This is a genomic window from Pseudomonas sp. WS 5410, assembly GCF_012985645.1.
Lineage (GTDB): Bacteria > Pseudomonadota > Gammaproteobacteria > Pseudomonadales > Pseudomonadaceae > Aquipseudomonas > Aquipseudomonas shahriarae.
Genome location: NZ_JAAQWS010000038.1, coordinates 1 through 22,670 on the forward strand (window position 1 = coordinate 1; position 22,670 = coordinate 22,670).

11 protein-coding genes are annotated in these 22,670 nt (G+C 63.3%); 6 read left to right on the top strand and 5 right to left on the bottom strand.

What is annotated here, in order from left to right; genetic code table 11:
• Positions 1–354 precede the first annotated feature (354 nt).
• From HBO24_RS28965 to HBO24_RS28975, 3 genes are read left to right on the top strand one after another with little or no spacing between them, the layout of a single operon-like run.
• A complete protein-coding gene (locus HBO24_RS28965; RefSeq protein WP_057438646.1) occupies positions 355–1,596 on the top strand; it encodes an exonuclease SbcCD subunit D C-terminal domain-containing protein in 1,242 nt (413 codons plus the stop codon).
• A complete protein-coding gene (locus HBO24_RS28970) occupies positions 1,593–5,231 on the top strand; it encodes an AAA family ATPase (RefSeq protein WP_170060819.1) in 3,639 nt (1,212 codons plus the stop codon). Before HBO24_RS28965 ends, HBO24_RS28970 begins: the two co-directional genes overlap by 4 nt.
• Positions 5,228–5,833 (top strand): glutathione S-transferase, encoded by a 606-nt coding sequence (locus HBO24_RS28975; RefSeq protein WP_170060820.1) that lies wholly within the window; start codon positions 5,228–5,230, stop codon positions 5,831–5,833. Before HBO24_RS28970 ends, HBO24_RS28975 begins: the two co-directional genes overlap by 4 nt.
• Positions 5,834–5,846: 13 nt before the next feature.
• Here HBO24_RS28975 and HBO24_RS28980 read toward each other — a convergent pair whose 3' ends face one another.
• The 3 genes from HBO24_RS28980 to HBO24_RS28990 all read right to left on the bottom strand — a co-directional run bounded on the left by HBO24_RS28980 (position 5,847) and on the right by HBO24_RS28990 (position 7,634).
• Entirely contained in the window at positions 5,847–6,026 is a 180-nt protein-coding gene (locus HBO24_RS28980; protein ID WP_076965178.1) for a hypothetical protein, read from the bottom strand.
• Positions 6,027–6,181: 155 nt separating this feature from the next.
• A complete protein-coding gene (locus HBO24_RS28985; protein ID WP_057438650.1) occupies positions 6,182–7,357 on the bottom strand; it encodes a lactonase family protein in 1,176 nt (391 codons plus the stop codon).
• Positions 7,344–7,634, bottom strand: coding sequence for a DUF5629 family protein (locus tag HBO24_RS28990; protein WP_057959839.1), 291 nt, complete (start codon positions 7,632–7,634; stop codon positions 7,344–7,346). The genes HBO24_RS28985 and HBO24_RS28990 overlap by 14 nt, the downstream gene beginning before the upstream one ends.
• A 141-nt stretch (positions 7,635–7,775) precedes the next feature.
• Here HBO24_RS28990 and HBO24_RS28995 point away from each other — a divergent pair, with 141 nt between their 5' ends.
• Both HBO24_RS28995 and HBO24_RS29000 read left to right on the top strand, forming a co-directional pair.
• On the top strand, positions 7,776–12,638 hold the full coding sequence (locus HBO24_RS28995) for a DUF6543 domain-containing protein (RefSeq protein ID WP_170060821.1): 4,863 nt from the start codon (positions 7,776–7,778) through the stop codon (positions 12,636–12,638).
• 43 nt (positions 12,639–12,681) lie between these two features.
• Complete coding sequence (locus HBO24_RS29000) at positions 12,682–17,343, top strand: hypothetical protein (RefSeq protein WP_170060822.1); 4,662 nt, start codon at positions 12,682–12,684, stop codon at positions 17,341–17,343.
• A 51-nt stretch (positions 17,344–17,394) separates the two neighbouring features.
• On the opposite strand, the gene HBO24_RS29005 is transcribed toward HBO24_RS29000, so the two are convergent.
• Together HBO24_RS29005 and HBO24_RS29010 are read right to left on the bottom strand one after the other, a co-directional pair.
• Positions 17,395–19,770 carry an RND family transporter gene (locus HBO24_RS29005; protein ID WP_057444729.1) on the bottom strand — a complete coding sequence of 792 codons (2,376 nt, stop codon included), beginning with the start codon at positions 19,768–19,770 and terminating at the stop codon, positions 17,395–17,397.
• A gap of 15 nt (positions 19,771–19,785) precedes the next feature.
• A complete protein-coding gene (locus tag HBO24_RS29010) occupies positions 19,786–20,826 on the bottom strand; it encodes a YCF48-related protein (RefSeq protein WP_170060823.1) in 1,041 nt (346 codons plus the stop codon).
• A gap of 328 nt (positions 20,827–21,154) precedes the next feature.
• Between HBO24_RS29010 and HBO24_RS29015 the strand changes: the two genes are divergently transcribed.
• A complete protein-coding gene (locus HBO24_RS29015; RefSeq protein WP_057438653.1) occupies positions 21,155–22,270 on the top strand; it encodes a Gfo/Idh/MocA family oxidoreductase in 1,116 nt (371 codons plus the stop codon).
• Positions 22,271–22,670 lie beyond the last annotated feature (400 nt).

Consider the following 22,670-nt stretch of genomic DNA (forward strand, 5'->3'; position numbering starts at 1 on the left):
GGGTAGCCGCGACACGGCCAGGGATGGCCGATCGCGGCGGGCCCACGGAGCAATGCCTGACTGCGGGCATGCCGAGCCTAGGCGAGGCACCGAGTGGTGGGGCAAGAGCCCTTTTGGTTACTTTTGGCTGGGCCGGCACTCCGGGCTCTTTTCCAAAAGTGACCCGCCGTAAGGGCGGAACCAATAGCCGCCGTGACCGCAGCAACGGATATGTACACAACCCCGCCATCACCGACAAGCCAGCTCCCACAAAGCCCCGTAGCTTCGCGCTCTGGCTTTGCTGTTGATCTTGGGCGCCCCATTACCATTTACAGGTAAACTCCCCTCCTTTCCCTATTCCCCACGGAGTTCGCCTTGCGTCTGTTTCACACCTCCGACTGGCACCTGGGCCAAAACCTCCACGGCCAGGAACGCGACTTCGAGCACGCCTGTTTTCTCGAGTGGCTGCTGGGCCAGATCAAGCTGCACTGCCCCGATGTGCTGTTGATTGCCGGCGATATCTTCGACACGGTCAACCCGCCGCTCAAGGCCCAGGAGCGTCTGTATGACTTCATCATCAACGCCCATGAACAAAACCCCGACCTGACGATTGTGATGATCGCCGGCAACCACGACTCCGGCTCGCGCATTGAGCTGCCGGCGCCGTTGATGCGGCGCTTGCGCACCCATGCCCTGGGCCGGGTGCTGTGGCTGGATGACGGGCAACTGGATGTGGAGCGCTTGCTGATTGCTCTACCGGACAAAACCGGGGCTGTGGCCGGCTGGTGCCTGGCGCTGCCGTTCCTGCGCCCGGCCGAGGTCACTGGCGCACTGCTGGGCGACGATTACCTCAAGGGTATCGGCCAGGTGCATGAGCGCCTGATCGCGGCGGCCAACGCCAAGCGCCAGCCGGGCCAGGCGCTGGTTGCCATCAGCCACGCACATATGGCCGGCGGCTCGGTGTCGGAAGACTCCGAGCGCAGCCTGATCATCGGCAACGCCGAAGCGCTGCCGGCCAGTCTGTTCGATGCCAGTGTCAGCTATGTCGCCCTCGGCCATTTGCACAAGCCGCAGCGGGTCAATGGTGAGGAGCGCATCCGTTATTGCGGCTCGCCGATCCCGCTGTCGTTCTCCGAAATCGGCTATCAACACCAGATTCTCGACGTGCAACTGGACGGCGACACCCTGGTCAGCGTCGAATCGCGCCTGATCCCCCGCGCCGTGCATCTGCAACGCCTGGAAGCCGCACCCCTGGCCGAGATCCTCAAGCAACTGGCGGAGCTGCCCGATGTCGACCTGCTGGCCGAAACCCAGCGCCAGCCGTGGCTGGAGGTGCGGGTGCGCCTCGACGAACCCCAGCCCGACCTGCGCCAGCAAGTGGAAAACGCCCTGCTGGGCAAGGCCGTGCGCCTGGTGCGCATCGCCGCCGAGTACGCCGGCAGCGGCGCACGCCAGGACCATGGCCAAGAGCAGTTGATCGAACTCGACCAGCTCACGCCCCAGGAATTGTTCAGCCGTGCCTGGCAGGAAAGCTACGGCAATGACGTGGACGAACAGACCCTCAAGGATTTCGCCGTGCTGCTCCAGGAAGTACAACAGGAGGAGCAACTGCCATGAAGATCCTCGCCATCCGCCTGAAAAACCTTGCGTCCCTGGCCGGGCCATTCGAGATCGACTTTACCGCCGAGCCCCTGGCCAGTGCCGGCCTGTTTGCGATCACCGGGCCCACCGGCGCCGGCAAAAGTACCTTGCTTGACGCCCTGTGCCTGGCGCTGTTTGGCGCCGTGCCACGCCTGGGCGATACCGGCCAGGCGAAAATGCCCGATGCCGATACCGATATCTCCATCGGCGACCCGCGCACCCTGATCCGCCGCGGTACCGGCGGCGGGTATGCCGAGGTGGACTTTATCGGCGTCAGCGGCCGGCGCTACCGCGCGCGCTGGGAAGCCAACCGTGCCCGCGACAAGGCCAGCGGCAAGCTGCAGAACAGCCGGCAAAGCCTGATCGACCTGGACAGCGAGCAACTGCTGGCCAGCCAGAAAACCGAATACAAGACCCAGCTGGAACTGGCCCTGGGCCTGAACTTCGAACAGTTCACCCGCGCCGTGCTGCTGGCGCAAAGTGAGTTCAGCGCCTTTCTCAAGGCCAACGACAACGAGCGCAGCGAACTGCTGGAAAAGCTCACCGACACCGCGCTCTACACCCAGTTGGGCCAGCGTGCGTTCGTCAAGGCACGGGAGGCCAAGGAAGCCCACAAGCTGCTGCAAGACCAGGCGACCGGCGTCACGCCGTTGCCGGCCGAGGCCCGCGCCGAGCTGGATCAACAGTTGAGCGCAGCCCAGCACCAGCTCAAGACCCAGCAGGCCCAGCTCAAGCAACTGGAACTGCAGCACACCTGGCTCAAGGAACTGCGCGAGTGGCAAGAGCGCCAGCACAGTGCAGCCGAACAGTTGCAGCAAGCCCAACAGCAATGGGACAGCCAAGGCCAGCAGCGCCAGGACCTGAACTACTTGGAGCAACTGGCACCGCAGCGTCATCATTTCGCGCGGCACAGCGAATTGACCGGCCAACTGGAACCCCTGGCCGCGCAGATCCGCCAGCACCTTGAACAACAAAGCGCCCTGCACACGCGCCAGGAGCAGCTGCAACAGCAGCAAGCCAGCGCACACAGCGCCTTGGCCGCAGCCCTGCAACAACAGACCGACGCGGTGCCGCTGCTGCGCCAGGCCTTCGAAGAACAAAGCAGCCTCGCCCGCCTGACCCGCGAGCTAGCCCAAAGCAACGAACAGCTGCAACTGGGGCAAACCGCCTGCACCGAGGGCCAGGCCGCGCTCGATGCCTTGCACGCCCAGCAACAGCAGGTCACCAGCCGCCTGCAACAACTGGCGGCACAGCTTGAGCGCAGCGCCGGGCTGGCGCCCTTGAGCGACGCCTGGAACGCCTACCGTGACCGCCTGCAACAGCTGATGCTGATCGGCAATCGCCTGAACAAGGGCCAGGCCGAACTGCCGCAACTGGAAGAACGCGCCAACCGCGTCAGCGAGCAATGGACTCGGCAGCGCGCGGCCCTGGACCTGCTGTATCAGGAAGCCGGCGCCGAACCCCATGCCGTGGCCGAGCAGATCCAGTTGCTCGACAGCCTGCTCAAGGACAATCGCAAGCAGCAACGGGCCTTCGAAGACCTGACGCGGCTCTGGGACAGCCAGCAGCAGCTGGACCAGCAACAACAGGAGTTGGCCCTCAAGCAGGCCACCGCCCAGCAACAGCGCGAGCAGTTGAACCAGACCGGCCTGCAAGCCAAGGCCGAGCTGACAGTGGCCGAGCAGACCCTGAGCGTGACCAAGCAGTTATTGGAGCGTCAGCGGCTGGCACGCAGTGCCAGTGTCGAGGAGTTGCGCGGGCAATTGCAGGATGATCAGCCCTGCCCGGTGTGCGGCAGCGTCGAGCATCCTTACCATCAGCCCGAAGCCTTGTTGCACAGCCTCACGCGCCACGATGAAAACGAAGAGGCCACTGCACAGCTCGCCGTCGAGACCCTCAAGGAAAAGCTCACCGACCTGCGCGGCGAAGTTGGCGGCTTGATCGCCCAGCAGAAGGAGTTCCTGCAACAGCAGGAGCAGTTGGCGAGCCAGCGCCAGGCCCTGGCGCCGAGCCTCGAGGCCCATCCGTTGAGCGCCACCCTGTTCAACCAGGACAGCGACAAACGCAGCGCCTGGCTGGCGCAGCAACTGGGCCAGCTCAGCCAGAGCATCACCCAGGACGAACAGCGCCAGGGCGCCCTGCTCAACCTGCAACAAAATGCCGGGCGCCTGCAGCAACAGTTGCAAGCCGCCCAGGATGCCAGCCAACAGGCCCGCCAGCAGTTGATCGACCAGCAACGGGAGCTGGCCAGCGACCGCGAGCGCCTGGACGAAGAGCTCAATGCTTTCGCCAGCCTGCTACCGGCCGAGACCCTCGAAGGCCTGCGCACGGAGCCCGCGGCCACGTTCATGCTGTTGGACCAACAGATCAGCCAGCGCCTGGAGCAGCTCGGCTACCAGAAGGATGAACTGGCCGAGCAGCAACAGCGCCAGCAAACCCTCGAAAAAGAACAGGACCGCCAGCAACATCGCCAACAACAGCTGGCCGTGTTGCAGCAACAATTGGCTGAGCTGAGCGCCCAACAGCAGGCCGCCCAGGCACAACTCAGCGCCCTGGTGGGTGAGCACAGCAGTGCCGAGCACTGGCAGCAGCACCTTGAGCAGGCGGTGGAACAGGCACGCCAGAGCGAAACCCAGGCCAATCAGCAGTTGCAGGACACCCGCAGCGAACTGATCCAATTGGCCGCCGACCTCAAGGCCCGCCAGGAGCGCCAGCAAGCCCTGGACAGCGAACTCCAGGCGTTGCACTGCCGTATCAGCGAGTGGCGCGCCCAGCATCCGCAGCTCGACGACGCCGGCCTGGCGCACCTGCTGGCGTTCGACGAGGCGGCTGTCAGCGCGCTGCGCCAGCAGGTGCAGCACAGCGAAAAAGCCATCGAACAGGCCAAAGTCCTGCTACAAGAGCGCGAGCAACGCCTCAAGGACCACCAGGCCCTGCACAACGGCAACCTCGACGCCGAACAGCTGGACGCGGCCCTGGCCGACCTTAATCAGCAATTGCACAACGCCGAGAAACACTGCGCCGAACTGCGCGCCCAACAAGCCGAAGACCAGCGACGCCAGGACGCCAACCAGAGCCTGGCACTCACCACCGCCAAGGCCTATGAAGAGTGGCAGCGCTGGGCGCGGCTGGATGCGCTGATCGGCTCGGCCACCGGCGACAAGTTCCGCAAGTTCGCCCAGGCCTACAACCTCGACCTGCTGGTGCACCACGCCAACGTGCAACTGCGCCAACTGGTGCGCCGTTATCGCCTCAAGCGCGGCGGCAGCATGCTCGGCCTGCTGGTGCTGGACACGGAAATGGGCGATGAACTGCGCTCGGTACACTCGCTGTCCGGCGGCGAGACGTTCCTGGTCTCCCTGGCGCTGGCCCTGGGGCTGGCGTCGATGGCCTCCAGCACCTTGAAGATCGAGTCGTTGTTTATCGACGAAGGCTTCGGCAGCCTGGACCCCGAATCCCTGCAATTGGCGATGGATGCCCTCGACGGCCTGCAGGCCCAGGGGCGCAAGGTGGCGGTGATTTCCCATGTGCAGGAAATGCACGAGCGGATACCGGTGCAGATCCAGGTCAAGCGCCAGGGCAATGGCCTGAGCACCCTGGAGGTCAAGTGAGCGAGACGCTGCTGTTTTCGTTCCGCCGTTGCCCCTACGCCATGCGCGCGCGAATGGCCCTGCGGTATTCAGGGGTGGCGCTGCGAATTGTCGAGGTCAGCCTCAAGGCCAAGCCGGCCGAGATGTTGGCGCTGTCACCCAAGGGCACGGTGCCGGTGTTGTGTGTGGGTGGCCAGGTGATCGACGAGAGCCTGGCGATCATGCACTGGGCGTTGGCGCAGAACGACCCCGAGGACTGGCTGCTCGAGGCTGATCCGGCGGCGCAGGGGCTGATGGCGCAATTGATTGGCGAGAATGACCAGGCCTTCAAGGTGCATTTGAATCGCTACAAATACGCCGAGCGCTACCCGGAGCAGCCGATGGAACACTATCGCGCCGAAGGCGAGGTGTTTTTGCGCCAGCTGGAGGGATTGCTGACGCAACGTGATTACCTGCTGGCCGATCACCTGAGCCTGGCGGACGTGGCGCTGATGCCGTTCATACGCCAGTTTGCCCATGTGGATCGGGAGTGGTTTGCAACAACGCCGTATCCGCGTTTGCAGCAGTGGCTGCAGCGTTTTTTGGCGGCGCCGTTGTTTACCGCAGTGATGGCAAAAACCTGAAGCCGAGTGCTGCTCACTGCGGGGTCTTGTGATCCAGGGCGGCGTAGAAGTTGGCGCTCTGTTGCAGGTATTTTTGGGTGTAGGCGCTGGTGCTGGATTTTTTGCTGCTGATCTCCACGCTGGCGCTGGCTGGCAAGGCGACGGTGGCGGAAACAGCGGAAGCGGCAATGATCGAGAAGAGATTGAAGTTCATGGCGGTAACCCTTGTGTTCGGTTGGCTGGATGGCTTGTGAAGGCCTTGGAGCAAACTTACGCCTGGGTTCCGGCTCGCTGAAATGCTTTGAAACAGTAGCCGTTATCACTGGGATTAATACAAGGAGTCAGGCCCCGTACGCCGGGGCCTGTGGCTTATTGACGCACCAGAAACTTGAGATCGCTGGGAGCATCAATCGGCAGTTTTTGTACCGTTTTGCCCAGTTGGCCGGTCTGGCTATCGCGCTCGATCACCACGATCTGGTTGCTCTTCTGGTTGGCAATCAGCAGGAACCTACCGCTCGGATCCAGGCTGAACTCACGGGGATGATCGCCGTCCACGGCGCGGCGCTGGATCTCTTTCAGCTGTGCGTTGGCCGGATCAATGGCGAACACCACGATCTGATTGGCGGTGCCACGGTTACTGACGTAGAGGAACCTGCCGTCGCTGGAGGCGTGCAATGCCGCGCCGGCCTTGTCCGACAGCGGTTGCCCGGCGGCAAAGTCCACCCGTTGGCGTTCGCTCAGCTTGCCGTCCTGGTAGTCGTACACCGCGACCTGCGCGCTCATCTCGGTGGTCAGCCAGGCATGCTTGCCATCGGCACTGAACAGCAGGTGACGCGGGCCACTGCCCGGCGGCAACTGCACGGAATCCGGATCGGCGGGGGTCAGCGGCCGCTCAGGGTTGGCCTTGGGGTCGTAGCGGTAGGCAAAAATCCGGTCCGCCCCCAGGTCCTGTACAAACACGTACTTGCCATCCGGCGACGACACCACCGAATGCACATGGTTGGACGCCTGGCGCTCGGGGTTGACGCCGCTGGCCGGGTGCCCGCTCAGTTGCACCGGTGGCGCCAGCCTGCCCTCGGCATCGACCGGCAGGGCCGCCAGGCTGCCGCCCGGATCTTGCAGCACCGAGTAGTTGGCAACAAACAGGTAACGCCCATCGGCGGCCAGGCTTGAGTGGGTGGGCTCGTTGCCCAGGCTCTGCACCTGGTTGATCAGGGTCAGTTGGTGGTTGGCCGGGTCAATGCGATAGCTGCTGACACGCCCGACTTCGTCCTGCTGGCCCGGGCCGTTTTCATTGACCACGAACAGGCGTTTCTGGTCCGGGGACAAGGTCAGCCAGGACGGGTTCTGCGCCTTGGCCGCCAGCACCGGCGGGCCGCTGAACTGGCCGGTACGGCTGTCGAACTGCAGGCGATAGATGCCTTCGCTGGTGCCGGCGGTGTAGCTGCCCACCAGCAGATCAAAGGTATCGGCCGTAGCGGCCTGGACCGACATCGCACCGACACTGCCGGCCATCAGCAGGGGCCAGAATTTACGCATCAGCATGTTCGTCGTCCTCGTCCTCGTTGCTGCCGGTGATGGCGCTCAGGCACACCAGGCGGTGCTCGCCCGAGTCACCGGTGAGCGTCCAGCTTTGCAAGGCTTCATCAAACGTCGCGGCCTGCACCTGGGCGATGCTGAACGTCCAACGTTTCTCGGCCCGACCGTCCATGCTCTTGATCAGCAACTGCCGGTCATCGAAGGTGAAATCAAAAGCATGCAGGCCATCGATTTCGAGCATGTCGCTGGTGTGGAGTGCAGTAGGCAGAGTGGCAGCAGTCATCAGGATCATTCATCAGTGGAAAAACGTTGATGATAGGCCAAACCGTGTTCGCCGTCGTGTCGCGATAACCGGCTACCACACTGCGGCCCCAGCGGCTTGCCATTCTGCGGAGGAACCCCATCGCGCAGAACGGAATCTTTTATGCCGGACACTTTACCCGCCCCACCCCCTGGCCCATCGCTGTTCACTCACCGCAGCAACACCCCGGCCCTGGCCGTCGCCCGCCAATTCGCCGATCGCCCGGGCTTGCGCCAGGTGCTTGAGCAACACCTGCAGGAACGCCTGCTGGAACACTTCCCGGTGCTGCGCCTGGATGTGTCTACGGTCAGGCTGGCCACCCCCAACCAACGGCGCGGCTGGGATCTCAAGCGCCTGATCGACGTCGTCCTCGATCACCTGGGCAAGGGCACGGCCCTGAACCTGACCCTGGTCATCGACGAACGTCGCTGCTTCCTGTCCCAACGACCGCCGTCGCGCCTGACCTATGAGGCCAATGGCCCCCGCGAGCCGGATATGACCGTCATTGAACGGGTGATTCTGGACCTCGCCTTTACCCTGCCTATCGCTTTGCAACACGCCCTGACGAGCTACTGGAACCTCGACGCAGATACCGGCGTCAGCCGCTGGCAATGGCTTGGCGACCTGCTGTGCGACACCCTGAAAAACACCGCAAGCCTGCTGCCGAGCGGCCCCGCCCGGAACATGCTCGATAGCGTGACCGGCGAGCCCGATCGCCGCGAGCGCCAGGCCGCGCCCGCAGGTTTCGTGCATGCCTACTGCCTGCAAGCCTGCGTGAGCAACCAGGACCGCGAAGCGCGCCTGCTAAGCACCGACCTGCTGTTGGTGCAGGGCACCCAGATCCTGCTGTGCCAGGCGTCGGGCAATGTCGAGCCCTTTGCCTCAATCGAGGCCTTCACCCACACCTGGGGCCAGCGCCTGGCCAGCCGCTTGCAAGCGGACACGCTGGTGGTCAAGCGTTACGAGCCCGATGGCAATCTCTTCGATACCCAGGCCGCCTTACTGCTCAACCAGCAACTGGACGACCTTCAAGCCATCCGTTTGCCGGCTACCGAAGGGCTACGCGCCCTGGAGCAGCAGGTCGCCGACGCCAGCGACCCTGTGCCCTTGTTTATCGCCGCCCCCGCGCCGGACCCGACGCTGCAGCCTGTCCTGCAGGCGGCGCTGCCCCCCTGGCTGCTGGCAGCCGATGCCGAGCAGCGCTTTGCCTATCGCCAAGGGCTGTTGGACCAGGCGCGCCTGCAACGGCAAACCGGCGGGGCGTCCTTTCTGAGCGGCGTCGAAAACCTGCAAGCCTTCACCACCCGCACCCTGCGCGAGCAGATGCGCCGCGACCACCCCGAGTCCAGCGTGGAGCCGGACAACCTGGCGCTGACCTTCCATGTCCCGGTGGGAGACCTGCGCAGCGGCTATCTGGCGCAGCAGACCATGAGCCTGAGCGAACTGGCGATCAACAACCTCGCCGCCGCGCCCCAGGGTCGCCTGACCCTGCGCGACACCTCGGGGGCGGACGTTCCGCAGTGGCTGACCGAAGACTACGTCTTGGGGGAAAAGGGCCTGCTCCATAGCACCCCAGGGCTGATCCGCCAGGTGGACATCGGCCGGCACTACCCGCAGACAATCCGCGAACAGCTGTTGGGGGACACCGCCCAAGCCCGTCGGCGTGAAGCGCTGTTCGGCCAGGAGCTGGCGGTACAGTTGCCGCGCCAAGCCCTGGAGTTGGCGATTCGCGGGCAACAGGGGTTTACCTTCCTGGGTTATCGCTACGTCAAGGCGGTACTGCACAGCAACCTGTCGGGGCGGGTGGTGAATGCCCAGGACATCGTGATCCGCCCTCTGGCCTTCGCCCATAAGCCCGGTGCCGTGCCGGATATCGTCAGCAACATGTTTATCATCGAACCGCGCGCTAGTGACGCCGGGCCGCCGATTCTCTACCGCCCGTTGTACCAGGACGCGCTGCAGCAATTCAGCAGCCGTGCGGCCCTGTTCGACGCCATCGCACAACCCGGCGCGCTACAAGACAGCGTATTGTCCTGGATGACGGACAAGGCCCGGCCGATCTACAGCCATAATGGCTTTCACAGCCCACATATCCTGCGCTTCGGCCAGGGTGACGACAGCGTGCAATGGCCTGCCCCACCGCCCGCCCAGTTGGCGCAGGACTGCCATGGCGGCGAAATCCCCGGCTCCCTGGCGCAGGCACTGGCCACGGGCAACCTGACCCAATACCTGTACGGCAGCAATGCCCGGGCACTGGTGGACCTGGCAGACCGGGACTCGGTGTCCAATGCCGAAAGCCGCTGGAAAGTGCTGCTGGAAGGTGGCTGGCTGCTATTTAACGCTCTGCTGCTGCCGCTGCTGCGCGGGCCGGCAATGGCGGCGGGCTGGATGGCACAACTGGCGGTCAGCCTGCGCCACGATATTCTCGCCCTGCAAGGCAATGACGCCGCTGCGCGGGAACTGGCCTGGGTCGATGTGCTGCTCAACATCGGCCTGATTCTGTTGCACGTGGCCTCCCGGCCCACCCCTACCCTTGAGCAGGCGGCGCACACCACCGAGCCGGCCTTGGCGCTGACCCTCGCGGCACTGCGCCGCCCGGCGACGACGGCCCACCCGCCGACAGTGATCGAACAAGGCACGGTGGGCCTGCCCGCCGAGCCACCGGCCGGCGACCAGACCCTGGTGGACTTTATCCACTCCAACGCGCGGGACAGCAGTCGCCAGCGCCTGCTGGAGGCCCTGCACGAACTGCATGTACCCTGGCCGGTGCCGCCGCCCTTACCGGTGAGCATCGGTGCCTTCAAGGGCCTGTACCGCATTGATCAGCAGTGGCATGCCTCGGTGGCCGGCCTGCTGTTTCGCGTGAATGTCCTGCCGGACCTGGGCCAAGTGTTCCTGGTTCATCCGCACAAACCGCAGCACCCCGGCTTCCAGCTGACACGCAATGCCCAGGGTCGCTGGAGCCTGGACCTGGGCCTGAAACTGCGCGGTGGCGGGCCGAAGAACCGGCTCAAGGCCAAGCTGGCGCAAATCGATCAGCAACGCAGCCAGGTGTCGGAGGAAATTAATCGCATCGGTGATCAGATCAGCGTCCTGATCAAGCGCCTGCAACCGATCGACCAGGTGCTGGATGCCGCCCGCTTGAAGTTCGAGCAAGCGCATAACGCCTTGGGCAAAACGCGCCTAAGCTTGCGCAGCAAACCGGACGACCCGGCGCTGATAGCCGAGCACCGCGACAAAGTCGCCCAACGCTCCCGGACCAGGACCGCCTTCCAGCTTTTTCAGGAGCGCTTCGATCAGGCCGCCGCCGAATTGCTGCAACAGCGGCGCGAGCTGATCACGGCCTATGGCCAAATGAAAGAAGTGGACAGTCGCTTCGACTACGAAGGGCAGTGCATCGAGCAATATCAGTCGATTCTGGCCACCGATGAAATCCGCGTCAGCCAGTTGTCATCCCTCTACCTGGCAACATTCATTTCCGAACAGGGCGAGTCGCTGATCGAACTGCAAGACGCAGCCCACGATGTCGGGGCGATGCGCTATGTCAAGGATCTGCTGGAGACCAACTTTGCGGTTTCCGAGCGCCACGCCCAGGCGATGACTGCCATTGAGAACACCCTGGAGGAAATGGCCGCACGCTTGAAGACCGGCCCCGCGCAACGCCTCAAGTACCTCAATGGTCACCCCAAGCGCCGGTTCTACAACCGCCTCAACGCTACCCTCGAATCCCTGGATGTGCTGACCGAGTTGAGCATCGACCAGACGATCCCGGCCACCACGCCCCAGGAACACTACTTCCTGGCGCGCCATGACCACCTGCAATCCTCGCTGTCGCCTCTGGAAGACTCACACCTGGAGCTACTGACCACCGAAGGCTTCACCCCAGCCGAGCGCAAGGCCGTGCTGAGCAACCTGATCAAGCATTACCGCCGCCGACTGCAGATTTACCAGAGCCTGCTGGAACTGGACTCACCTCTGGCACACCCACGGTATATGCCGCTGCTGATCGAGCGCCTGCACACCGCCCGTGACAGCGCCGAGACGGATCTGGCGGCCCTGTTGCGCGAGGATGAATTCCTGCCGCCACAACCGACGCCGTTTAAACCGGTACGCACGACGTCGCGAACCAAACGCGTATTCAAATCACGGGACAAGGGAGCCCTGGTCGGCGAGTTGGAACCCGCGCAAAGCGACATCCCCTTCCCCACCATCGTGACCCGTAACCCGATTACCCAGCAGGTCAGCGGGCGCTTTATGGAGCATCCCAATGAGGGCTGGGTAGAGATTGTCGACGCCCAGCCCAACGCGCCGGTCGAGCCATCACCGGCGCCGTCCCTGGCGACCTTGCGCACCCAGGCACAACGGCTGCTGGAAGAGGTGCCCGGTATCGAGCGCTCTATCGAATTCCAGAAAAAGAAGCTCAGCGACCCGACACGCCGCGATGAACTCAACCCGCAAGACTGGCGCGACATGCTCGCGCACCAGGCCGAGCGCCTCGAAACGGTCGCGACCGAGTTGGCCAACCACCATGGGGACAAGCCGGACATGCCGCAGACCGTGGAACGCTTGCGCCAGCGCGCCAGCGACTTGCGCAGCCAAGGCACGCAGCAGTGCATCGAGGGCTACAAGGCCCAGCGCCCGCGCCAGGAACACATCGAGTTCCTGCGTAGCCACGGCGCGATTGATATCGGCCTGGTCCACGGCGCCCAACGTACCGCGTCCAGGGACTACGTGTCGGAGTTCGCCGTGCGCGAGAAAAACAGCCTCACGGTGCTGTGGTACGCCCACTTCCACTACAGCCAGGCCGACAGTTTGCCCAGTGCCTACACCGCCGCCCATCTGAAGCGCCCCGAACAGCGCTTTGTGACCCTGCGGGACTTGATCGCCCAGGCCGGTGCAGACAGCCAGGCCATCGTGCGAGACCTGTACCACCCGATCACCGCGCCGTTTGACCAACGCCTGTTCCTCAGCCTGTTGCCCGCCTAGAACCCCGCCATGAAGGCATCTACTGCCAATAAAAAGGATGTTTATGCAAAACCTCACCCCCTCCTCCATCGCCCATGCCGTGAGCGCTCGATTTGCTGATCGCCCCGCGCTGGAAACGGTGATCCGCCAACAACTCGCCGCGGCCATCGGCGCCCAGTACCCAACGCTGACGATAGACCTGAGTCGCACGCGCCTGGCCCGGCCGCAACGCCGCAGCTGGCTGTTACAGCCATTTATGCCAGTGGTACAGGATGCGCTGGCCAGTGGCATAGCGCTGGATTTCAGCGATGTGAACAACGTGCCCTGGTACCTCTCCGACGAGCCGCCAAAACGTCTGAAACTGCCCGGTTTGACCGGGGAACAACTCAATATGCAAGTCATCGCACGCCTGGTTGGCGAACTGCCCCAGACCCTGCCCATCGCCCTGCAAAATGCCTTGGCCGAGTATTGGGACGCCGGGCATTGGCGCTGGCTTGCGCACGTGCTGATGGACACCTTGCGCGTATCCGCCCTTCGCCACACAGGCCTGGATGCCCAGGCGCAGGAGGCGATCGACCAACTGGTGGCCATCCCCGACCGTGAAGCGCGAATCGCCCGCCATGGCCAGGGTGTGGTGTTCGCCTATGGCCTGGAAGTCACCCTCAAGAGCGGGGAACAGAGCAGCCACCTGCTGAGTCCGGAACTGGTGCTGGTCCGCGCCGTGAACGGCAAGATGCCGGTGCTGCTGTGCAGCCCCGGCGGCGGCATTGAAGTGTTCGCCTCCATGGATGGGTTGGTCCAGGCCTACGGCCAGCGCCTGGGCAGCCAATATCAGGTCGACGATATCCTCATCCAGCGCTACGAGCCCGACGGCGATATCTTCGAACACCAGGCGGCGATGATCCTCAATCGCCAGTTGGCAGACCTGGGCAACCTGCGCCTGCCCACGGCCCAGCCCTTCAGCGCCTGGCAGGCGCTGTATGCTGAACTCACCGATCCCGGCCGGTTTTTCCGCGACTCGCCGGCCGCCCCACCCCAGGCCCTGGACACCCTGCGCCAACACCTGCCGAGCTGGCTGCAACAGGCCAGCGCCGACGACCGCGCGACTTACCGGCGTTATGCCCTGGCGCTGGCCAGCGCCAAACAGCGCGGCGGCGGGCGCCACTTCCTCAGTGATCTGGACGATATCCGCACCTACACCGTCAAGACCCTGCTGCAAACGCTGCAACACGACGCCGTGAACTTCGATTCCCTGATGCCGACGCCGCCGTCTGTCGCCGCGCTGCACCCCGACGACCTGCAACTGACCTTCGCCGTCACCGCTGGCTATCCGGGCACCGTCGGAATTATCCGCCACGAGCGCATGAGCCTCACGGACATGGCCATCGACAACCTGGCCAGCCGCCCCAGCGGCACCGTGACCCTGACCCATCGCCACGGCCTGGCGCTGCCGTCGTGGCTGACCGCCGACTATTTGATGGGCGCCGGTGGCCTCATTGAAAAGGTCGATATCGGCCAGCACTACCCCCGCCTGCTGGAGCAGCATCTGCTGGGCGACAGTCCCGAGGCGCAGCAGCGTGAAGCGTTGTTTGCCGATCAGCAAGCCGCGCAACTGCCGTTGCTGGCGCTGGAGTTGTGCCTCAAACAACAGGCCGGCGTAAGCCGCCAGGGCACGCGCCTGGTGGCCGCGCTGATGCAGGGCAATGTTGCCGAGCAGCAGGTTGATAACCGCCAGGTGGTGATCCGTCATTTGGCGTTGGTGCGGGCCCCTGGCGCCTCTCCCGACAGCGTCAGCAACATGTACTTGATCGAAACGCGGGACGCCGAGGTCGGCCCTCATCTGCTGTACCGCCCGTTGTATGCCCAAGCGCTTCTGGAATTCGCCAGCCGCGAGGCGCTGTTCGAGGCCATCGCCCAGCCCGGCGAGCTACAGGACAGTGTGCTGACCTGGCTGAGCGACAGCGCCCGGCCGATCTATGCCCACGGTGGCTTGCGCGAACCACATTACCTGCGCTTCGGCCAGGGCGATGAATTTGCCCCCCTGAATAAGCCGGTGCCGGCGCGCCTGTCCAGCGATGGCATCAACGATGAATTACAACAATGCCTGGTGACCGGGCGCCTGATGAGCTACCTGTTCAGCGACCACGCCCGTGGCTTGGTGCAACAGGCCAACCGCGAGTCGGTGTCCAACAGCGAGAGCCGCTGGCGGGTACTGCTGGAAGGCAGCAGCCTGTTGTTCGGCAACCTGCTGCTGCCGTTGCTGCGTGGTCGGGCGATGCTCACCGGCTGGTTGATGGCCCTGATGGCCAGCCTGGACCAGGACATACCGGCACTGGATGCGCCCGACCGCCAGACCCGGGAACTGGCTGCCGTCGATCTGCTGCTCAACCTCGGCCTGCTGCTGTTCGAGGCGACGCCCGAGGTGACCGCGTCTTACCCGCCCCTGGCTGCCGGGCTCAAGGCGCGTGCACTGCCTTCGGCCCTCGCGCCGCGTATTGCCGAACAATGGCCGGTGCCCGCGGCACCGACGGTTCGCGAGGGAGCCGTGGCCCTGCCAGGTGTGTTGCCGGATACCCGCCGCAATGTGCTGGACTTCAGCTTTGCCCAGACCCGTCAACGCCTGACGCCAGCCCAGCGCGTGCGGCTGAGCAGCTTCAAGGCCATCCGGCCGACGCCCCTGCCCCGCCCCGTGCTGAATGGGCCACGCAGGGGGCTGTATCTGGTTGAAAACATTTGGCACGCCGAGGCGAACGGCGAGTGGTTGCAAGTGAGCCTGGAGCCGGAGGGCGACATCAGGGTCGTCGCCCCTGGCGACCCCAACCGCAGCGGCCCTTACCTGCGCAGCGATGCCAACGGCGTGTGGTCGGTAGACACCCGCCTGCGCCTGCGCGGTGGCATGCCCCCCAGGCGAATCGCCGCCGAACGCCAGCGACGGGCTGAACGGGTCAGCCAACTGAAGCGTTCTTACGAACTGTTCATCCAGGGTCAGGTGGCCCGGCAAAACCGGATCGAGATTATCCTGGGGGTGATGACCAGGACCGCCGAAGACCCACGCTTCAGCGAAGCGCAACAGGCTGACAGTCGCCAGCGCTTCGATACGGCCCTGCAGGAACAGACATTGGAATACCAGCAGCAGTTGGACAGCCTGAAAGAACGCAGCGAGCTGGGGATTGCCTTGCCACCCGAATCGGTGGCGAGCTTGCTGGAAAACATCGTCAACAATACGCGCAAGCATGTGGTGGTGGCCGAGAAAGATCGCGGTGCGCTGTACCGCAACAACAGTCACTTCACGTCCCGAAGCACACGCCTGGCCGAGGCTGTGCTCAGTGACTTTGCGGCTTACCAGCGGTTCATCCGCGAAATGATTGCCATCAATGAGCGTTCGATCCACTGGCTGGAGCTGCGCGACCGCTACCTGGACCAACTGTTCAACCTGGGCACCGCCGGCAGCGAATACTACAACCGTCTGACCTGGGACCGTCCGCAGGAAATCAGCGCCCTGGCCGTCAAGGATTTGCTGATGCGCAACTACGAACTGATGACCCACAAGTACCCGGATCATCCACTGGTCGATGTACTGATCGACATCCTTGAGCCCCTGCAGGAACACTTGCGTACCCACAGTGAGCTAAACGACCTGGAACTGACGGCCGAGGACCGCGTCAGCGTGCTGGAAAGCCTGGTGGAACACTATGGCCGGGGCCTGGATTCGTTGCAGGGGCTGGGTATCGTCAATGCCGATGAGCTGGACAGCGAATATTTTGCCAGGCTGGTCACGCTGGTAGAGGGACTGTACCAGGACGCCGCCAAGCAACTGGCCGGCGAAATCAAGCCCGTCGCCCAGCCCCCCAGGCGCCCGAGCCGACGCAGCCCGGCAATGATCGGCAAGCCTCTGAAAAAAGTGATCCGTACCCCGAAAAAGGGCACCTTTATCGGTGAGGTCAAGCCAGTGGGCTCGGTGGAAACGGTGGAGGTTCGCTCCCAGGTCAGTGACCAACTGCTGGCCATGTATTCACAACGGGGGGACCAGTGGATCGAATACAAGGAGTCGCGACCACCGGCCTCTGCGCCAGCACCGCGCAGTCTGAGCCTGGTCAAGGGTGAAGCCCGCAAGCTGCTGGCCATGCTCGAAGAACACCTGCGCCGTGGCGAGCAATACCGGAGAATCTCCCGGCACCCGCAAGAAGTGCAGGAAGTGCTGCAATTTGAAGCGGTGCGTTACGACAGACTGGCCAACGAACTGCATCTGGCGATTCAGGCCCAACCCGCCGAGGCGCGTACGTCAGCGGATCAAACCCTGGTTAACAACATGCGCCAGGCGGCGGTGCGTTTGAGTGAGCAAGGCCTGGCGCTGCGTACCCAGCTGTGCCTGGACCTGCCCCCGACCCACGGCAACCTCGAGTACCTGATCGAACAGAAGCGCGCCAACATAGGGTTGCTGGGGGAGCGTATCCAACTGAGTGGCGAGCGTCGGGATTTTGTCCAGGAGTATGCGGTGAACGACCAGGGCGGCTATCCGTTGTGGTATGCGCACTTGCACTACCCGGCGGCCGATACGCCCAAGGAACTGTATACCGCGGCCCACCTGAAAACCCGGGAGCAGCGCAAGCAGAGTTACTACTCGCAACTGGCCAGGGCGCAAAGCCCCCAGGCAGTCGTGGATGTCCATCGCGGGTTGATCGGCAAGGCGTTGGTGCAGCGCTGGTTCCTGCCGCTGGCTCCCTGACCGGCTGTGGCGAGCGGAATTGCCCGCTCGCCACAGGGGGGGCTTCTTGGGTCAGTGGGCGAACAAGGAGTTGCCCTTCTGCCCCGCCAGTTTCTCCGGTTTGATCAGGAACCGCGCCAGTGCCGGCAGCAGCCACAGTGCACCGAACATGTTCCACAGCAGCATGAAGGTCAGCATCAGGCCCATATCGGCCTGGAACTTGATGGCCGAGAAGATCCAGGTGCACACGCCGATCGCCAGGCACAGGCCGGTGAACAGTACGGCTTTACCGGTGGATTTGAGGGTCTGGTAATAGGCTTCCTGCAACGGCAGACCGGCGCGCAGGAAGCTTTCCAGGCGGCTGTAGATGTAGATGCCGTAGTCCACGCCAATCCCCACCCCCAGCGCCACCACCGGCAGGGTCGCGACCTTGACGCCGATGCCCATGAACGCCATCAGCGCGTTGCCCAGCACCGAGGTCAGTACCAGCGGCAGCACGATGCACAGGGTCGCCGCCCAGGAGCGGAAGGTGATCATGCACATGGTCGCCACGCACAGGTAGACCAGGATCAGGATGGTCAGCTCGGCTTCCTTGATCACTTCGTTGGTGGCCGCTTCGATCCCGGCGTTGCCGGCGGCGAGGATGAACTCCAGGCCTTCCTTGTTGTTTTCCTTGGCGAAGTCCTGCACCGCATGCACCGCACGGTCGAGGGTCTCGGCCTTGTGGTCGTTGAGGAACACCAGCACCGGCGCCAGGGAGCAATTGTTGTTGTACAGGCCATCGGCACGGGCGATGGAGTTGTTCAACACATCCGGGTTACGCGACAGGGTTTCCCATTTCAGGTTGCCCTCGTTCATGCCCTTGATCATCTGCTTGGACACGGTCACCAGGGAGATCGCCGACTGCACCCCCTCGGTGTTCTGCATCTTCCACATCAACTGGTCGATAGGCGCCATGGCTTCGTAGCGCGAGCAGCCTTCTGCCTTGGTCTTGACCATCACCACCAGTACATCGGAGCTGGTGGAGTAGTTGCTGATGATGAAGTTGTTGTCTTTGTTGTAGCGCGAATCCGGGCGCAGTTCCGGGGCGCCCTGGTCGAGGTCGCCGATCTTCAGGTTCTGGCTGTACCACAGGCCGCCACCAAAGGCGATCACGGCCAGGGCGACGGAGATCGGCGCGACTTTCGGGCTGGCGAAGTTCGACAACAGGCGCCAGAACGGATGGTCGCGGTTGGCGTCCTTTTTGCTCTTGGCAATCGCGCGTTTGCTGATGCCCACATAGGAGATCGCGACCGGCAGCAGGATCAGGTTGGTGAACACGATCACTGCAACACCGATGGAGGCGCCGATGGCCAGTTCACGGATCACGCCGATGTCGATGATCAGCAGGGTGATAAAGCCCACCGCATCCGCGAGAATCGCGATCATCCCCGGCAGGAACAGTTGCCGGAACGTGCGGCGGGCCGCCGTCAGGGCGTTGTCGGCCTCACTGGATTGCAGGGCGATGCCGTTGATCTTCTGCACGCCGTGGGAAATGCCGATGGCGAAGATCAGGAACGGCACCAGCATCGAGTACGGGTCCAGGCCGAACCCGAAAAAGTGCATCAAGCCCAGTTGCCAGACCACTGCCACCAGCGTGGTAATCAACACCGCGATGGTGCTGCGTACGCAGTTGGTGAACCACAGCAGCAGCACCAGGGTGATCACGAACGCGACACCGAAGAACAGCACCACCATGATCAAGCCGTCGATCAGGTCGCCGACCTTCTTGGCGAACCCGACGATATGGATCTGGACGTTGGGGTTCTGCTCCTGGAACTTGGTGCGGATCTTGTCTTCCAGTTCGTGGGAAAACTTCTGGTAGTCCAGGGCCAGCAACTTGCCCTGGTCCTGCGGGTCCGGGTAGGACTCCAGCAGCGGGATATCGACGATGCTCGACTTGAAGTCGTTGGCCACCAGGCGCCCGACCTGGCCGGACTTGAGCACGTTGTTGCGCAACTGGTCGAGGCTTTCCGGCGAGCCGTTGTAGCTCTGCGGGATCACTTCGCCGCCGGCAAAGCCCTCCTCGGTCACTTCGGTCCAGCGTACGCTGGGGCTCCACAGGGACTTGAGGCCGGAGCGGTCGACACCGGAGATGTAGAACACTTCGTCGTTGATCTGGCGCAGGGTCTCCATGTACTCCTTGGAGAAGATGTCACCGTCCTTGGCCTCCACCGAGATGCGCACGGTGTTGCCCAGGTTCGCCAGGTCGTTGCGGTGCTCCATCATCTTTTCGATGAAGGGGTGTTGCAGGGGGATCATTTTTTCGAAGCTGGTGGACGGGCGAATCAACGTCGCCTGCCAGAACAGGAAAATGCTCACCAGCAGGCAGATGACGATCACTGCCGGGCGGTTATTGAAGATCAGGCGCTCAAGAAAGGTCGCTTTATCGTTGTGATGACTGCTCATTCTGTCCCCGCCTTCTTATTGTTTTTTGCGTTCGGCGCCGGTTGGCTCGGCGACGCGCACGCCACCCTGCCCCACCAGAATCAAGTCGCCATTGCCCGCCGCCGTCACTGCCGAGAGTGAAATGCGGTCCGGGCGATTGAATACGCTGAACGTCAGGCCATCGTCGTGGCTGACCACCACGCTGCCGCCGTTACCCACCACCACCAGGGTGCCGTCGTCGAGCAAGGTCGCGCCCGACAGGCCGAACTCCAGTGCGCCACGGGCGGCCTTGAGCGCCACCGGCTCCCAGGTGTCGCCAAAATCGGTGGAACGGAACAGATTGCCGCGCAAACCGTAGGCCAACAGAGTCTTGGGCTGGGCGGTGCCGATCACGCCAAACAGCGAGCCCTCGTAAGGGCCTTCGAGTTTTTCCCAGGTCTGCCCCTCGTCGCTGGAGCGGAACATGCTGCCCTGCTCGCCGACGATAAACAGGCCGGCGTCCTTGACCCGGGCAATGGCGTTGAGGTGGTACTGGTCTTCGTTGTCGAGACGGTCGCTGACATCCTCCCAGGTCTTGCCCGCGTCGGTGGTCTCGATCAGCGCACCGTAGGCGCCCACGGCAAAGCCGTGGTTGGGGTCGTTGAACAGCACGTCCAGCAGCGGAGCTTCGCGGCTGAGGTCCTTGAACTGCTCGCTCCAGGTGGCTCCGGCATCGTTGCTGGCGAGGATCTTGGCGTCATGCCCGACCGCCCAGCCATGCTGGTCGTCGATAAAAAACACCGCCGTGAGCAATTGCCGGGTCGGCACCTTGGCCTGCACCCAGGTGGCGCCCTGATCATCGGAATAGAGGATATGCCCGCGATCACCGACCGCCACCAGGCGCTTGCCGGCCTGCACGACGTCGATCATCAGGCCTTTTTCGGCCCTTGGCGATTCAATGGCAAATGCCGCAGGTTCTGCGGCGTCGGTTGCAGCCTGGGCAGCCGTCGACAACGCGACAACCCCCAGCAGCGAGAGCGCTGTAGCCAGCACCGCGACCTTGCGCGACGCGAGCGGGCGGCAAAAACCCACACCCATGACAGGCTCACTCATAGACCTTTCTCCCATTTATTATTGTTAGGTCGTAACACCTTCCAGGGTGTTCGCAGTGCGCAAACCTGCAATCTAGAGCCCCTTGAGGAAGCAGGGGCCATCCTATCGGGCTTTCGAATCGTCTGACAATCGGCGCTACGTTATCTTTTGTTAACTAAAGGCCTTTTGCCCTCGCGCTGAATATAGCTGCATTCGCTGAAATGATGAGTTGCCCGCATCCGCTAGGCGATATTTTTATTCCATATATTGATCATTGGGAATTTTTATTCTATTAATTGCGCTCCTGAAACAATAATTCAAAAGGACCACCGCCATGCGCTCACTCGGAATCGGCCTGATCGGTACAGGCTTCATGGGCCGTGCCCACGCACTGGCGTTCAATAACGCCCGTGCGGTGTTTGAGCTTCCCTTCAACCTGACGCTGGCGGCCCTGGCCGATGCCGATACCAAGCGCGCGCAACGTTGCGCCAGCGCCTGGGGCTTTGCCCAGGCCCATGGCGACTGGCAACAATTGATTGATAACCCGCACGTGGACCTGGTCGCTATCACCACCCCCAACCACCTGCACTACCCCATGGCCATGGCCGCACTGGCGGCGGGCAAGGCGGTGTATTGCGAAAAACCCCTGGCGACCAGCCTGCAGCAAGCCGACGCCATGCGCCTCGCCGCCTACGAGGCTGGAGTGGTGACGCGGGTCGGCTACAACTACCAGCACAACCCGATGATCGCCCTGGCGCGACAGATGATCGACGCGGGCGAGCTGGGGCAGATCATCAGTTTCCAGGGCGAGTTCAGTGAAGACTTTATGGCCGACCCGGCGTCGCCCTGGTCCTGGCGCTGTGAGGTGGAGCATGCCGGCGGCGCCCTGGCGGACCTGGGCAGTCATCTGCTGGCGATGGCGCGTTACCTGGTGGGCGATGTGAGCAAGGTGTGCGCCGACAGCCAGACCGTCCACGCCCAACGCCCGGCCAGCCCTGGCAGTACCGAGTGGCGTTCGATTGCGGTGGATGATCAGGTACATGCCTTGCTGCGTTTTGCCAATGGCGCACGCGGCACCGTCAGCAGCAGTTGGCTCAAGCACGGCTACAAGAATCACTTGAGTTTCGAGATCAGCGGCACACACGGCACCCTGGCGTTCGATCAGGAGCGATTGAATGAATTGCGCCTGTTTCGTGCCGGTGAACAGGGGTTCCAGCGTTTACTGGCGGGCCCCGCCCTGCCCGGCTATGCCGCGTTCAGCCCGGCGGCGGGGCATCAGTTGGGGTACAACGAACTGAAAACCCTGGAAGTGCAGGAGTTGATCATGGCCCTGGCCGGGCAAGGTGCCGCGGGTACTGATTTTGAAGCGGCGTGGGAGGTGGAGCGGTTGGCGACAGCGCTTCGGCTGGCGGCGCGGGAGGAGCGGTGGGTCAACGTGAGCGAAATTTAAAGACCTGCACCGATTGATGTGGGCTTGTTCGCGATGGGCATAGGTAGCTATACAACTCTCTTCTGGGGTTGTGTACATATCCGTTGCTGCGGTTACGGCGGCTATTGGTTCCGCCCTTACGGCGGCTCACTTTGGAAAAGAGCCCCAAAGTAAGCAAAGGGCTCTTGCCCCACCACTCGGCACCTCGCCCAGGCTCGGTGTGCCCGTCATCCGACATTGATTTGGGGGGCCGCCGCGATGGGCCATCCATGGCCCAGCGCGGCTAACCCGGCGTCCTGCCGGGTTACCCCCCAAATCAATATCGGATGACGGCCAGCGTGGTTTAACGGGGCGCCTGAGATCAAAATCACAAGCAAAGCGAGGCGGCCTGACAGCCGACCTGATCGTCGAGGCGTGCGCA